The organism is Clostridioides sp. ZZV14-6153, from assembly GCF_020657855.1.
Taxonomy (GTDB): domain Bacteria; phylum Bacillota; class Clostridia; order Peptostreptococcales; family Peptostreptococcaceae; genus Clostridioides.
On record NZ_JAGWCZ010000002.1, the window covers coordinates 354,341 to 367,200 of the forward strand.

General features: G+C 28.1%; 10 protein-coding genes. 9 read left to right on the forward strand and 1 reads right to left on the reverse strand.

Annotated elements, in window-relative coordinates; all coding sequences use genetic code 11:
- Window positions 1-15: 15 nt before the first annotated feature.
- Window positions 16-198, reverse strand: a complete 183-nt coding sequence (locus KGF46_RS04390; RefSeq protein ID WP_227829288.1) for a hypothetical protein — start codon at window positions 196-198, stop codon at window positions 16-18.
- Between the two features lie 323 nt (window positions 199-521).
- Between KGF46_RS04390 and KGF46_RS04395 the strand changes: the two genes are divergently transcribed.
- The 9 genes from KGF46_RS04395 to KGF46_RS04435 all read left to right on the forward strand — a co-directional run bounded on the left by KGF46_RS04395 (window position 522) and on the right by KGF46_RS04435 (window position 12,825).
- The gene (locus tag KGF46_RS04395) at window positions 522-941 is read left to right on the forward strand and encodes a DUF3785 domain-containing protein (RefSeq protein ID WP_227842174.1); all 420 of its coding nucleotides are present in this window, start codon (window positions 522-524) and stop codon (window positions 939-941) included.
- Window positions 942-1,281: 340 nt separating this feature from the next.
- Window positions 1,282-2,913 (forward strand): GGDEF domain-containing protein, encoded by a 1,632-nt coding sequence (locus KGF46_RS04400; RefSeq protein WP_227854518.1) that lies wholly within the window; start codon window positions 1,282-1,284, stop codon window positions 2,911-2,913.
- 83 nt (window positions 2,914-2,996) lie between these two features.
- Complete coding sequence (locus tag KGF46_RS04405; RefSeq protein WP_413894727.1) at window positions 2,997-4,823, forward strand: diguanylate cyclase domain-containing protein; 1,827 nt, start codon at window positions 2,997-2,999, stop codon at window positions 4,821-4,823.
- A gap of 12 nt (window positions 4,824-4,835) precedes the next feature.
- Complete coding sequence (locus tag KGF46_RS04410; protein WP_227839279.1) at window positions 4,836-6,836, forward strand: sigma 54-interacting transcriptional regulator; 2,001 nt, start codon at window positions 4,836-4,838, stop codon at window positions 6,834-6,836.
- 261 nt (window positions 6,837-7,097) lie between these two features.
- Window positions 7,098-8,357 carry an aminotransferase class I/II-fold pyridoxal phosphate-dependent enzyme gene (locus KGF46_RS04415; protein WP_227842180.1) on the forward strand — a complete coding sequence of 420 codons (1,260 nt, stop codon included), beginning with the start codon at window positions 7,098-7,100 and terminating at the stop codon, window positions 8,355-8,357.
- A 60-nt stretch (window positions 8,358-8,417) separates the two neighbouring features.
- Complete coding sequence (gene iorA, locus KGF46_RS04420; protein WP_227829282.1) at window positions 8,418-10,205, forward strand: indolepyruvate ferredoxin oxidoreductase subunit alpha; 1,788 nt, start codon at window positions 8,418-8,420, stop codon at window positions 10,203-10,205.
- 1 nt (window position 10,206) lies between these two features.
- Entirely contained in the window at window positions 10,207-10,782 is a 576-nt protein-coding gene (locus KGF46_RS04425) for an indolepyruvate oxidoreductase subunit beta (protein ID WP_227829281.1), read from the forward strand.
- 53 nt (window positions 10,783-10,835) lie between these two features.
- Window positions 10,836-11,906 carry a butyrate kinase gene (buk, locus tag KGF46_RS04430; protein WP_227829280.1) on the forward strand — a complete coding sequence of 357 codons (1,071 nt, stop codon included), beginning with the start codon at window positions 10,836-10,838 and terminating at the stop codon, window positions 11,904-11,906.
- A gap of 217 nt (window positions 11,907-12,123) precedes the next feature.
- Window positions 12,124-12,825, forward strand: coding sequence for a YczE/YyaS/YitT family protein (locus tag KGF46_RS04435; RefSeq protein ID WP_227829279.1), 702 nt, complete (start codon window positions 12,124-12,126; stop codon window positions 12,823-12,825).
- Window positions 12,826-12,860 lie beyond the last annotated feature (35 nt).

The following is a 12,860-nucleotide window of genomic DNA, read 5'->3' on the forward strand; positions in this document are numbered from 1 at the left end:
AAGTTGCTCAAAATGTTAGGCTAATCCCCATTTACAGAGCAACATCATTATGCTATGTAAATTTGAATCAACAATGTTTTCACCATACTTCAACATAAAGTCATCTAATTGTGTGTCTATAAATGAATAATATCCACTTATGCTATCAATATATGCAGTCATTAAGTGTATACATTCATCACTTTTATCTTTATACATCTGTATCTCCCCCTATACAATATATAAAATTTGATACTAAATCGTATCTTATAAAATAGTTAAGTGTGTTACATTTATATTCAATCTCTATATTTATATCCTTATATTAATAGGTAAAGTGAATTTTGACAATAGGTTTTGAAAAACTGGATGTTCAAAACGTAAAATTGGGTTTTAAGATAATTAAGCAAGTTATATGTATACAATATATATATAACTTACTTAATTACAAATATTATAAAATTATATAACAATTACTTTTATTAAGAATGTTTAAGTGGTAGAATAACTTGGGAGATTAATAATTATTAGGAGGATATAATATGAGTTCGTACAAGTTTATATATGAAGATAAGGAATATTCATTAAAAGAGGATAATTGCAGTGCTTTAATAAATGATGAAGAAAGTCCAATTCAAGGAATAAGTATTCCAAAAATAATTGAGATACTTAATGAATCAGAAGAGGTTGATTTTGATATAGAATACTATCAAGAAGCATGCCCATTATGCTTAGAGGGTGTAAAAGAAAAGAAGAAATTCTTTCCATTTTTAGAATATCATTTTTATATTTTTAGTAAAGATGGAAAATATGTAATAAGTAATATATCTAATGATTATAAAGGGATGTCTTTTAATAAATTATCAAGAGCAAATAAAGTTGATAATAGTTACATTGTAAGTGTGATAATTTGCGAAAATTGTCAAGATTATATAATTCAAATAGAAAATTGTATAGTTTAGGGTAACTTATGTCTTAATTTAGGAGAAATTTCTAAATTGAGACACCGACTTTTTTTAAAAATAGTATGGAAAATTACTAAATTTATGAGATAATGAAAGTCGGAGGTGGGTTACAATATATAATAAATATTTGGAAGATATAGATAGTATAATTTTAGACTCAATGTTTAAACTGACCTTGAATGAGAAACTATTAAATAATAATGACTTTTTTGAAAAAAGAATTGATGAAATTAACAATTCAATTAATTACTATAAAACTGAACAAAGTAGTTTAATGTTATTAAAATTAAATTTTTTGCTAGCTTTACTGTATGGGATTCAAGGATTTAGTGAAAGAATGAAAAAGTATATTTTGATTTCCTGTAAATATATTGAACAATACTTACCTAAAGATTATGTGTTTTTAGCACGATTTTATTCACAAATAGCCATTTTAAGTTTAAAGAATGAAGATGTAAATAGAGCAAATCTATATATAGATAAATTTAATCTTATTTGTAAGGATAGCAATTTTTTAGTTGAAGAAATTATTTTTGAATCTCAATTGATTTATATTAAAGCAAGTAAATGTATTGATTCTTCTATAATAATTAAGGAAATAGAAGACTTATATATAAAAGTAAAAGAAACTAATGATTTTAATTGTAAAAAAATATATTTTTTTATAATTGGGAAGATATATTTTTTATTTTTAGATGATGCATTAATTGCTAAAATGAATTTCTTAAAAGCAAGAAAATATGCAGACTTATCAAAAGATATAGAAGTATGCTCACTATGCAATATAAAGCTAGGGGAATGTGAATGTTCATTTGAAAATTATGAAGGAGCAAGAGAATACTTTAATGAAGTAATAAAGAATAAGAAATATACAAACGTAAATATGATTCAAAAGTATAGAGCATCAAATAATATAACTAAATTATTAATAAAAACTAAAGACTATTCAGGTGCTATAAATAATTTAGCAAAATCTGAAGTATATTTGGAAAAATTTAAGAATCAAGATTTAAAAGAAGTAGAAAAATTAGACTTATGTATAAATCTAGCTATGTACTATACAGAAAGTAATGAGAAATCATTTGAGCAATCAACTTGTTATTTAAATCGGGCTAAGAGTTTATTAAATAACATAAATAGTGTAGAGGAGTATATAATATATGATTTAGAATTAATTTATCATCAGGTTAATATATATTATATATTTGAAAATTATGAAAATGCTTTAATTACAAGCAAAAAGCTTCTTGAAAAGGCTAAAGAGGCTAAAAATTATAATTATGTAAAAGAAGCATATAAAACTATACACATGTGTTTTGAGAAGATACAAGATTATGAAATGAGTATGAAATACTTTAAAATGTACTATGAGTTAAAACAGATGTATATGAAAGCTAGGAATAGAAATTATATAGACTCTTTAAATTATAGACATGAACATATCGAAAAAGAAATAAATAATATGAAAAAAATAAAACTCGATTTAGATAAGAAAAAATATATTGACCCTTTGACAAATGCTTATAATAGGGTATATTTGAATAATTTTTTAGAAAAACAAGAGATTAGTGAATACAGTACTGCATTTATGATAGATGTAGATTATTTTAAGGAATACAATGACACTCATGGTCATTATAATGGCGATGTTGCTCTTAAAAATATAACTATGATAATAAAAAGATATTTAAAAGAGGACATGTCTGTTATAAGGTATGGAGGAGAGGAATTTTTAATATTGTCTATATGCAAAGATTATAGAAAAAGCAAGGTATTTGGAAAAAAGTTATGTAAGGTTGTAAAAAAATTCTTGAATGATAATTTGACGATTAGTATTGGTATTGATACATGTAAAAATAGTAGTATAGATATAAGTGAAATAATTGAAAATGCGGATAAAGCCTTATACAAAGCAAAACAAAATGGAAGAAATAGATGTTTGCATTATTATGATTTTAAGAATTTTTAATTGTTGAAATAGGATTGGTGATTTACTTGAAAGGGAGTTTAATAGAAGATTTAAAGAGAAATATAAAAAAGATAGAATATGATATGTTGACTAAGTTCTATCTAAATTTAACCGATTTAAACTACATCTTGGATTATCACAAAGACCTTTTAAATACAAAAATAGATGCTAAAGATAAAGTATATATTTTATATTTAATTAGTCTAATAAACTATGTAAAAAAAGATAGAGAAGCATCGTATAACTATTTGATGGATTCACTAAAAGATATTAAACAATTATCATTAAAAGATGATGCAGATATAATATCTAAGATTTATATTTATCTTACTCTATCTGCTATTTCTATAAAAAAATATGATAAAGCAAATCATTTTTATTTTTTAGCCAAGAAAATTATAAAACAACAACGTTTGAATGAATTATTGGTTTTGTTCAATATGAGTTTATGTGTAGAAATAAGTGCATTATATAAAACTAAATCTGAAGTAGTACTCTTAGTAGAGGAAGTATCTTTTTTTAAAAAATTAAAAAATAAAGTTCTTGTAAGTAGAGCAAATTATATATTTGGTAGGGTATATCTATACTTATTTAACAACTTTATAAAAAGTATGGAGTACTTGATTGAATGTCTAAGACTAGCCCAGGAAAATAATCTATATTCTATAGAAGCTTTTTGCAAATGTATAATAAGCCTCTGTTATTTAGAAAGTGGGAATAACAGAGAAGCTATAAAGTATATAAAAAATGCACTAGATGTTGCACATAATAATAATTCAGTATGTTCAACTGAAAGAGTAGCAATAAAAATAGACCTTATATGGGCATATTTAAGAGAAGATATGAATAAAGAAGCAGAAGTTGTTTTAGAAAAAACTATAAAACTGATGGATGTTGTTGAAGGTGTATATAAAGATTATTTGTATTCATTCATATTTTTATATTCAGCCGAAATTGAGTTAAAGAAAGATACTTGTAATTTTGAAAGAGTAAATGCATATTTGATTTTATCAAAAAACATATATAAAAGTTTTGGAGATGTTTTTATATATAATTCTAAATTAGATTATATTTATAAGTTGTATGGAGATTTATATATAAAATTTAACAATGTAGATGAAGGAATAAGATATTATTTAAAAGGTTTAAACTTAGTTAAAAAAAGCTCATTAAATCCTAAAAAAATGTCGATGTTTTATGGTCTAATAGCAAAAGGATATGAATTGAAAAAAGAGTTCAAACTAGCAATTGAATATTATAAAAGTATGGATTGGTATTCAGATAAGTGGGAAAAAAACAATTCTTATAAAACATCACAAGGTATTCATAAACAATATGAGTTAAGACAAAAACAAGAAAGTTTAAGATTACTTGTAGATGATAATAAGAAATTGGAAAATGATATTTTAACTGATGGACTAACTAGACTATATAATAGAAGATACTTAGAACAGCAATTGAATTTATTCAATGAAGGTAGAGATAAAAATATGATGGCAATATTGATTGATATAGATTATTTTAAAAGCTATAATGATAACTATGGTCATCCAGCAGGAGATAAAGTTATAATTAAAGTAACTGATATTATAAAAAATGTATTTATAGATATTACTGAACACATAATTAGATATGGAGGAGAGGAAATCTTAATATTAGTAGATTCTATAAAATCAATAAATGTTGAAGAAATCGATAAGATAGAAATATATATTAAAAGAGTTTTTAAACTTCTTGAATTTGAAGGAATTGAACATATATACTCTAAAGTAGAAAATTATGTGACTATAAGTGCTGGAGTAAGTATAAAAAGATGTTGTAGTAGAAAAGATGTCGAAATATTAATTGAAGATGCAGACAAAAACCTATATAAATCCAAAAAAGCAGGTAGAAATCAGTATATACTATAATTTAAAATTGAGGTGATTTTATTGCAAAAGAAGATAGGAATTATAGCCTCTGATATTGAATTAAAAGAAAGAATAGAAGAATTATATAGAGAAGATGTAGAAAATGGAACTATAATAATCGACATACTTAATCTTGATTTAATGGAAAATCAAGGACGTATACTTGTTGAGAAAGGTGCTCAAGCTATAATCGGTAGAGGTGGAGGTTATAGTTTAGTAATAGACACAGTAAGTGTACCTGTAATACCCATGAATATGAAATCAACTGACCTTCTAAGAGCAATAGAAATGGCAAAGAGATATTCTAAAAAAGTAGTATTAATACTTGGAGATAATGAAGTTTCTTTTGATTATGTTGGTTGGAGAAATGTCATAAGTACTGAAATAACTGAAGAATGGTTTGAATCCAAATACGAAATAAGAAGTAAGGTTATAAAATATAGAGACCAAAAAGATGAAGTTGTAATAGTTGGTGGAGGTTTGGCATGCTCCTTTGCAAGACAATATGGTATTGATAGTGTATTTGCAACTGCCAGTGACGAATCTATAAGAGAAGCTGTTGAGTATTGTAAGAAATTATTAGATACATTAGGCGAGGAAAAGTTTAATAATGAAGTATTGAGAAATATATTAGATGGTATAAAAGATGGAGTAATTGCTATAGATAGTAGCGGAAGTATAATTTTGTACAATGAAAGTGCAAAAAACATGCTTAAAGTAGAAAGGAAATGTGCACTTAATAAATATATTCTAGATGTATTTCCAAAAATGGGATGGCTATTAGATTGTCTACATGAAAAAGATGATGCAGAAGATAGAAAGATAAGGAATATAAACAACTTGATTGTTAATACTAGAACAACATTAATAAAAGTAGATGATAGCACTTATGGAGTTTTAGGAATAATACAAGATATAACTAAACTGCAAAATTTAGAAAGAAAAATAAGATTTGATTTAAATCAAAAAGGTCTATATGCTAGATATACTTTTGATGATTTTTTATTTAAAGATAAATTAACTAAGGAATTTATTGAAGAAGCTAAAAAAATCGGAAAAAGTGATTATACAACGCTACTTTATGGAGAAAGTGGGTCTGGTAAAGAAATTATAGCTCATAGTATACATAACATAAGCAAAAGAAAAGATAGACCTTTTGTGGCCATAAACTGTGCTACTATAGCAGAAAACTTACTTGAAAGTGAGCTTTTTGGATATGAAGAAGGTGCATTTACAGGTGCTAGGAAAGGTGGAAAAAGAGGGTTATTTGAACTTGCTCATGGAGGAACTCTTTTTCTTGATGAAATAAACAGTCTCTCATTTAATATTCAGACAAAACTATTAAGAGTAATAGAGGAACGACAAATAATGAGAATTGGCTCTGACTATATAATACCTTTGGATATTAGAATCATAGCAGCTACCAATGAATTTTTAACAGAAAAAATAGTTATGGGTACATTTAGAGCTGACTTATTTTATAGATTAAGTAGTCTAGAGATAAACATCCCTCCTTTAAGAGATAGAAGAGAAGATATAATACCATTGTTCAATAATTTTGTAAATGAAGTGCTAAAGGATGATGGTTTAAATGGAATAAACAGTATAGATGAAAATTTTGCTCTAACTAAGGATGAGATAGATGCGCTGTATAATTATAGTTGGCCTGGAAATGTGAGAGAGCTAAAAACAATAGCTCAAAAGTATGTTGTGACAGGAAAAATTAAATTAAGAAAAGAGCAAAACTTTAAGGCTAAAGAAGCAGTACCTAGTTCTAGTATAGAAGAATTTAATGTTGAAACAACAGCAAGTATGGAAACCACAGATAAAGTCATAGATATAAGTAAGATGAATGATGGTAAGGTAAGTATAGATATAAAAGAAGTAAATAAATATGTTGAAGAAAAAATAATAAGCATGCTTTTTGCTCAGGGGCTTTCCAAAAATGAAGTAGCACAAGTTCTTGGAATAAGTAGAACATCCTTATGGAAAAAATATAATAAAAATATTTAGATATAATTACATATAGATTATTTTGAAGTAATGTTAATTTTTCAGAACGAATGTTAAGAAAAATTAACATTATTTTTTTGTGGAATTTTATTTTTTCAGACAAGCACATAGATTTATAAGAAAAATAACTTAAATACTTAATTTTAGTAGTGAAAAAAATCAGAATTCTAAACAAAAGTAGTTTTACATAAAGTTAAATTTGTTGGCATGCTAATTGCTTGATATAAATGTGAGAGTAAATACAATTTTAGGGGTGATGGTATGAGTCAAAGTATGGTTGGTAAGCATGCAGTGTGGCCAAAAGAAAATGATGTTATATTTAGCTTATCTGGAAGAGCTCAAGCAGCAGAAAAAGCTTTAGGTATGGATAATGTAATAAATGCAACAATAGGCGCTCTAATGGATGACTCAGGAAAATTAATAACAATGAAAACTGTATATGATGAATATAAAGCATTAGATAACTGTGACATAGGTGCATATGCAGCTCTTGAAGGTCAGCCAGACTACTTAGAAGCAGTTAAAAAAGTATTTTTCAGAGATTACTTACCAGAAGGACATATAAGAGTATTAGCTTCACCGGGAGGAAGTGGTGCAATAAAACTAGCAGTATGGAATTATACAAATGAAAGTGACGAAGTTTTAACATCTGATTGGTTTTGGAGTCCATATGTTAGTATAGCTGAAGAAGCTAATAGAAAAGTAGTAAACTACCAATTGTTTGATGAAAATAGAAAGTTTAATTTTGATTCATTCAAAGAAAATTTTGTGAATATAGCAGAAAAACAAGGAAGAGTTTTTACAATTATAAATACACCAGCTCACAATCCAACAGGATATAGTGTTGCAGATGATGAGTGGGATAAAATATTAGACTTATCAAAAGAAGTTGCAAAAGATAAAGATAAAAAGATAATATTTTTCGTAGATTCAGCATATATTGACTTTGCAGGCGATGATGATGTATGTAGAAAATTCTTTAAGAAATTTTCTAACTTGCCTGAAAACGTTCTTGTATTAGTTGGTTTTAGTATGTCAAAAGGATTTACAGCTTATGGAATGAGAATGGGAGCTATAATTTGTATATCTTCAAGTGAAGATGTAGCTGAAGAGTTCCATTATTCATGTGTTCATTCATGTAGAGCAAACTGGTCGAATTGTAATAGAAGTGCTATGGCAGTTCTATCTAATATTGTGAATGACCCTAAAAAATTCAAAGAATATGAGGATGAAAAAGAAGTATACAAAAGAATGCTGACTAGAAGAGCAGATGTATTTGTAAAAGAAGCTGAAATAGTAGGATTAGAAATTCTTCCATATATAGCAGGTTTCTTTGTAAGTATACCATGTGATAATCCAAGAGAAGTATGTGAAGAGTTAACTAAACACAATGTATTTGCAATTCCATTGAAAATGGGATTAAGATTTGCAGTTTGTGCAGTTTCAGAAGAAAAATGTAAGAAAGCACCAAGTGTTATAAAAGAAGCACTTGAAAGTTTAGAAGTAAAAATAAATAATTAATTTCATTGAACAAATTGGGTGGACTATGAATTTAATAATTGTAGATGGAGGGAATTTTATATGAAACAATTGATGACAGGTAATGAGGCAATTGCACGTGGAGCATATGAGGCTGGTGTTAAATATGCATCTGCATATCCAGGTACTCCAAGTACAGAAATACTAGAAAATTTAGCAACATATAAAGATGCAATAGTTGCAGAATGGGCTCCAAACGAAAAGGTAGCACTTGAGGCTGCTATAGGGGGTTCAATTGCAGGAGCAAGAACTATGGCTTCTATGAAACATGTTGGTGTAAATGTTGCAGCGGATCCAATATTTACTTATGCATATACAGGCGTAAATGGTGGTATGGTACTTATTACTGCAGATGAACCGGGAATGCATTCATCTCAAAATGAACAAGACAATAGAATGTATGCAAAGTTTGCAAAGATACCTTTATTTGAACCATCAACTAGCCAAGAAGCTAAAGATATGATAAAAGAAGCTTTTGAAGTAAGTGAAAAATACGATACACCAGTTTTATATAGAGTTACAACAAGACTCTGTCACTCAAAAGGTTTAGTAGAGTGCTATGATAGAGAAGAAGTTGAAATTAAAGAGTATGTGAAAAATGCCAAAAAAATGGTTACTGTTCCAGCAAATGCTCAAATAAGAAGAGGCGTTGTTGAAGAGAGAATGGAAATTCTTAAAAAATTCTCAAATGAAACTGACTTAAACTACTATGAAATAAATGATACAAAAATAGGTGTTATAGCTTCAGGTATGTGTTGTAATTTTGCTAAAGAAGTATTTGAAAAAAATGCATCATATATGAAGTTAGGATTTACAAATCCATTACCTTATGAAAAAATAAAAGAATTTGCAGACAAAGTAGATAAAATATATGTAATAGAAGAAAACGACCCATTTATAGAAGAACAAATAAAAGCATATGGGATAGATTGTATTGGAAAAGATGTAATACCTCCATATGGAGAAATGACACCAGATGTTTTAAGAAAAGCTATATTTGGAAAAACAAATGATACTATAGAATATAAAGCTGAATTAGTAACACCAAGACCACCAAGTTTCTGTGCAGGATGTCCACATAGAGGATTCTTCTATGAACTTGGAAAGAGAAAAAATTTAATAGTTGGTGGAGATATAGGATGTTATACTCTTGGATTTGCTCCTCCATATAATGGAATAGATTATGTTGTGTGTATGGGTTCTGCTTTTGGAACTGCACATGGTGCTCAAAAAGTTCTTAATATGAAAGAAGGAAATGAAAAGAGATTAGTAGGTGTACTTGGAGATTCAACTTTCTTCCATACAGGAATAAATGGTCTTTTAGATGTAGTTTACAATAGAGGGAACTCTATATCAGTAATATTAGACAATAGAATAACTGGAATGACAGGACATCAAGAAAATCCAGGTTCAGGATATACTTTACAAGGTGATAAAACTAAAGATGTTGACATAGAAGGATTAGTTAAAGCTTGTGGAATAGAACATGTAAGAGTTATAGACCCTAATAATCTAAAAGAAGTAAATGAAGCTTTAGATTGGGCTTTGGCTATAGAAGATGAACCATCTGTAATAATCACAAGATGGCCATGTGTACTTAAGAAATTCTCTAAAGAAGATATAGAAGAGTTTGATAATCCATTTAAAACTAAGTGTAAGGTTGACCATGATAAGTGTATAGGATGTAAATTATGCTTAAAAACTGGATGTCCAGCACTATCATTTGATAAAGAAAATAAATTATCAAATATAGATAGAAATCAGTGTGTAGGATGTGGAGTATGTTCACAAGTTTGTCCAAAACAAGCAATAGTTAAGGAGGAAAAATAATATGACTAAGAGTATACTTTTGGTAGGTGTAGGAGGTCAAGGAACTATACTTGCTAGTAAATTATTAACTATGGGATTGATGGAAGCTGGATATGATGTAAAAATGAGTGAGATACATGGTATGAGCCAAAGAGGAGGTTCAGTTTCTTCACAAGTTAGATATGGAGATTGTGTTCATTCTCCAGTTATAGAAATTGGAGGAGCAGATATCTTAGTATCTTTTGAAAAGATGGAAGCTTTAAGATGGTTTAATTATCTAAAACCAGAAGGAAAAGCTTTAGTAAATAATCATAGAATAGATTCTATGACTGTTTTAATCGGAGGAGCTGAATATCAAGAAAAAGATATAGATGCGGAATTAAATAGATTAAATACAAAAGTGATAAATGCAGCAGATAAAGCTGAAGAGTTAGGAAATGCAAAGATAATGAATGTTATTTTATTAGGATGTCTAGTTAAATCTATGGAACTAGAATCTATTGACTGGGAAAAAATTATAAGTGAAAATGTTAAACCAAAATTTGTCGAGTTAAATATAAAAGCTTTCCATGAAGGTATGGAAATGATTGGCAAATAGTTTATAATATATATAGGATAAACTATAGAAATTAATGTGAAAGGAAGAAAAGTATGACTTATAGAATATTAGCCATAAATCCAGGTTCTACTTCTACAAAAATAGGAGTATATGATGGAGAAGAACAAATTTTTGTGAAGACGATAGACCATCCAGCTGAGGAGATTGCAAAATATAATACAATTCAAGACCAATTTGAAATGCGTAAAGAGGCAGTTTTAAGTATTCTTGAAGAAAATAATATAGATTTAAAATCTCTTAGTGCAATAGTTGGAAGAGGTGGAGTTTTACCACCAGTAAAATCAGGAGCATATTTAGTAAATGAAGAAATGATTGATGTACTTAAACATAGACCAGTACTTGAGCATGCTTCAAATTTAGGAGCAGTTGTTGCACATGCAATATCAGAACCACTTGGAATAAACTCATATATCTATGATTCTGTTGCAGTAGATGAACTTATAGATATAGCAAGAGTATCTGGGCTTTGTGGAATGGATAGAGCAAGCGCAGGGCATGCACTAAATACTAGAGCAATGGCTTTAAAATATGCTAAAGATAGAGGTAAAGATTACAAGAGTTTAAACTTAATAGTAGCTCATATTGGTGGAGGAGTAAGTATTTATCTTCATGAAAAAGGAAGAATGGTTGATATGTTATCTGATGATGAAGGACCATTTTCACCAGAAAGATCAGGAAGAGTTCCTGCTACAAAATTAGTAGCTGCTTGTTATTCAGGTCAATGCTCAGAAAGAGAAATGACTAAAAAGATAAGAGGTAAAGGTGGTATAGTTTCATATTTAAATACTGTAGATGCTAGAGAAGTTGAAAAGATGATAGCAGAAGGAAATGAAGAAGCCAAAATTATTTATGAAGCAATGGCATACCAATTAGCAAAAGGGATTGGGGAACTAGCAACTGTAGTAGATGGAAAAGTTGATGCTATAATTATAACAGGTGGAATTGCATATTCTGAAATGTTTACTTCAATGGTTAAAAAGAGAGTTGAATTTATAGCACCAGTAGAAATTATGGCAGGAGAAAATGAGTTAGAATCACTTGCTTTTGGAACTCTTAGAGTGCTAAATGGAGAAGAAGAAGCTAGAATTTATAGTGAAAATTAATTAAAGTAACTAAAAATGTTTAAATACTAGAAAAGTGGTATATCTGTTTTTTACACTAAAGCTTAGAATATAGGTGGGGATGTGTAAAATATGGATTGCCACTTTTTTTATAGTTGAAATTATATATTAAAATAATGAAAAATTCTGTAAAATTTTGTACTTATATATATATTTTATTGGTATTTATTGTTATTATTATTATGGGGAGTGATTTTTAATGGGAAAAATTAATTTAAAAAGTATGATAAGGTTGTTTTCGGGTTTTTTTATATTTGCAATTTCTTCGGTGCTTATGATTAATGCACATGTTGGTCTGATGCCTTGGGATGTACTCCACCAAGGTTTATCTATAAAATTAGGTATAACTATAGGTCAGGCATCCATAATAGTAGGTGTTATAATCGTTATATTGGATGCAGTTTTTGGCGAAAATATAGGATGGGGTACCTTGTTAAATATGACTTTTATAGGAATTTTTATTGATTTAGTAATATTTTCAGGAGTGATACCTCATGCAAGTAATACGTATATAGGAGTATTTATGGTTGTTATAGGAATTATATTAGCTGCTATAGCAAGCTTTCTATATTTAGGTGTTTGTCTTGGAAGTGGTCCAAGAGATGGTCTTATGATTGCCCTTCAGAAAAAAACTAATAGGTCTGTACGTCTTGTTAGAACAATTCTTGAAATATTAGCACTTGTGGCTGGTTGGCTATTAGGAGGTTCTGTAGGAATTGGGACACTTGTAAGTGCTTTAGGGTTAGGATATGTATTACAAATAGTGTTTAGGATATTTAAGTTTGATACAAAATCTCTTAAACATAGATTCATTATAGACGACATAAAAGAGTGGAAAGAAAAGAAAAGTGATACACATGAGTGCAAATCAAGCATTGTAATAAAAAATGAACAAAATTAATTATACTAAAATATATTTATATTTTATTTAAATTT

Excerpts from the sequence above, each read along its gene's own strand:
- KGF46_RS04415 (WP_227842180.1), top strand. The coding sequence starts at position 7,098 with ATGAGTCAAAGTATGGTTGGTAAGCATGCAGTGTGGCCAAAAGAAAAT.
- buk (WP_227829280.1), top strand. The coding sequence starts at position 10,836 with ATGACTTATAGAATATTAGCCATAAATCCAGGTTCTACTTCTACAAAA.
- iorA (WP_227829282.1), top strand. The coding sequence starts at position 8,418 with ATGAAACAATTGATGACAGGTAATGAGGCAATTGCACGTGGAGCATAT.
- KGF46_RS04405 (WP_413894727.1), top strand. The coding sequence starts at position 2,997 with ATGTTGACTAAGTTCTATCTAAATTTAACCGATTTAAACTACATCTTG.
- KGF46_RS04435 (WP_227829279.1), top strand. The coding sequence starts at position 12,124 with ATGGGAAAAATTAATTTAAAAAGTATGATAAGGTTGTTTTCGGGTTTT.
- KGF46_RS04400 (WP_227854518.1), top strand. The coding sequence starts at position 1,282 with ATGAAAAAGTATATTTTGATTTCCTGTAAATATATTGAACAATACTTA.
- KGF46_RS04425 (WP_227829281.1), top strand. The coding sequence starts at position 10,207 with ATGACTAAGAGTATACTTTTGGTAGGTGTAGGAGGTCAAGGAACTATA.
- KGF46_RS04395 (WP_227842174.1), top strand. The coding sequence starts at position 522 with ATGAGTTCGTACAAGTTTATATATGAAGATAAGGAATATTCATTAAAA.
- KGF46_RS04390 (WP_227829288.1), bottom strand. The coding sequence starts at position 198 with ATGTATAAAGATAAAAGTGATGAATGTATACACTTAATGACTGCATAT.